Here is a 2,370-nt window from a genome sequence, read left to right as displayed (position 1 = left end):
AAACTCATTCACCAAAATAGCCCAATTCTCATCGGCTGGTTTGTGTTTCATTAAGTTAAGAATCGCAGAGGTTTTTCCTACTCCGAGAAACCCAGTAATAATGTTGGTCGGAATTCCAAGCAAGGGGGATTTATTAGAGCTCATTAGCAATCCTTCTGTAGCCTTGAACAAGAGTATGGTTAGCAGAGACAACCGATTCTGAAAACGCAGAATACTCAGGTGGTACCTTTGAGATATTGTTTAAATCAAACCCTGAACCTATGTTGGTCATCGGTGGTACATGGAAGTTCTCAGGTAAGTCGTGTCCGTCTACTACACAGTTATGGCGAATTACACAACCTTTGCCAATCACCGCATTAAAGACGACAGAGTTGAAGCCAATAAATACGTCGTCACAGACCTGACAAGGACCATGAATGATCGATCGGTGAGCAATGGATGAGCGTTCACCAATAGTGACGGCAGCGCCAGCTTTTGAATGAATAACCACACCATCTTGAATATTCGTGTCTCGCTTAATCACGATGGCTTCCATATCGCCGTGTTCATTAACCTCATCGGCACGTATCACGGCATAAGGACCAATGAACACGTTATCTTCAATGATCACCTTGCCACAAATAATGGCTGTTGGATCAATGAAGGAGGTTTCCGATACGTTTGGCATATGGCCGTTAGGGTTTCTTCTTAACATATTGAATTCTTATTTTATTGACTTGATGAGCTAAGCACTCGTTTAACGTTTAAATGACAGCCTCATTGCTGGAGAGTGATTTGTATCTCGGATGAAGATCGAATCTGCATTGCTATAAACCTTGGTGCCATTTACCCAAGTATGTTTGATCTGGGAAGAGAATTCGTGACCAGTGAATGGAGACCAAGCACATTGATAAAGGTTGTTTTCCTGATCAACTAATGTTGATGCTTGTGGGTCGACGAGTACTAAGTCTGCGAAGTAGCCTTCACGAATATAACCGCGCTCTTGTATCGCATAACGAATGGATGGGTTATGTGCTGTTTTCTCTACGACTTGTTCTACGGTCATGGTTCCGGCATGCACGTGGTCAAACAGAGTTAAGAGGGCGTGTTGTACAAGAGGTAAACCGGCAGGCGCTTGCTCATAAGGAACTTGTTTTTCTTCCCATGTGTGAGGAGCATGGTCTGTGGCGATGATGTCTATTTGATTGGTGCTAAGGGCGGCAAGTAGTGCTTCTCTATCGCTTGGAAATTTGATGGCTGGGTTGCATTTGATTTGGTTCCCTAACCTTGGGTAATCTTCATTACTGAACCAAAGGTGATGAACACACGCTTCAGCGGTTATGCGCTTACCTTCGATTGGCCCTTTATCAAATAGTGCTAACTCTTTCTCTGTAGTGATATGCAATACATGAAGCTGGCTATTGTGCTTTTTAGCGAGCTCAACGGCATAAGAAGAAGAGGCATAGCAGGCTCTGTCATCTCTCAGGATAGGGTGGTCTTCAATCGTGAAATCTGCTTTCTCTTTTCTTAATTGCTCTTGGTTTTTAGCGATAACAGGCCCGCTTTCACAATGGGTGACAATTAGGACGGGAGAATCACGGAATATGGCATCGAGTGCTTGAGGATCTTCAACCAACAGGTTACCCGTTGAAGCACCCATAAATACCTTTACACCACAGTGTTTGGTTGGGTCGAGTTTCTTAATTTGGTCTAGATTGTCCTCTGTTGCACCGAGGTAAAAGGAGTAGTTAGCCAGTGAACTCTGTGCTGCGATATCAAATTTTTTCTCTAAGGCTTCAATGGTCGTAGTGGCAGGGTTTACGTTTGGCATTTCCATGTAGCTAGTAATGCCACCTGCGACAGCGGCACGAGACTCTGTAGCGATTGAGCCTTTGTGGGTTAACCCAGGCTCGCGAAAATGGACTTGATCGTCAATCATCCCCGGGATGAGGTAGCAACCTTTTGCTTCAATGACTTCACAATTTGAATTGGGCTGTATATTGCTTGCAACCTTTTCAATTCGTTGGTCGACAATTAATACATCTGTCTCGGTAATGGTACCTTCATTGACCACGTAGGCATTTTTAATGAGCGTTGCAGGCATAGCGTTTCACTTTCTCCTTGTTAATTAAGCTAATACGGTTGGAATCTAGTTATTAGATGTAGGTATTCTTAGCAGGACGCATTCACTTCGGGCTTAGCACACTCATCACAAACACAGCTGATCTCTAACTGAGGGCTTGTGACGGTGAATCCTTGTTGTTTCGCGTGAGATTTAAGATCGCGAATAATAGAAGGGTTGATGGTTTGTTCACTTATCTTGTCGCACTTAGAACAAATCAAAAACTGTGGGATGCCATGTTCGTGCTCACAAAGGATGTGATCACAAAG

The 2,370-nt window shown here is 43.7% G+C and carries 3 protein-coding genes and 1 pseudogene; all 4 read right to left on the bottom strand.

The genetic code is table 11. The features are described 5' to 3' along the window. Positions 1-144 (bottom strand): GTP-binding protein (locus BCT81_RS23130; RefSeq protein ID WP_277869843.1); only part of this gene is annotated, 144 nt, incomplete at its 3' end. Then, a complete protein-coding gene (locus BCT81_RS23125) occupies positions 134-694 on the bottom strand; it encodes a carbonate dehydratase (RefSeq protein WP_102425992.1) in 561 nt (186 codons plus the stop codon). The genes BCT81_RS23130 and BCT81_RS23125, both read right to left, overlap by 11 nt. Positions 695-736: 42 nt before the next feature. Continuing rightward, positions 737-2,083 (bottom strand): dihydroorotase, encoded by a 1,347-nt coding sequence (locus tag BCT81_RS23120; protein WP_102425991.1) that lies wholly within the window; start codon positions 2,081-2,083, stop codon positions 737-739. 68 nt (positions 2,084-2,151) lie between these two features. Continuing rightward, positions 2,152-2,370 (bottom strand): annotated as a pseudogene (locus tag BCT81_RS23115) (transcriptional repressor); the annotation flags it as partial.

Source organism: Vibrio sp. 10N.261.52.A1, assembly GCF_002876325.1.
Lineage (GTDB): Bacteria > Pseudomonadota > Gammaproteobacteria > Enterobacterales > Vibrionaceae > Vibrio > Vibrio chagasii.
Note: the sequence above shows the minus strand (reverse complement) of the source record. Positions and strands in the feature narration are given on the sequence as shown.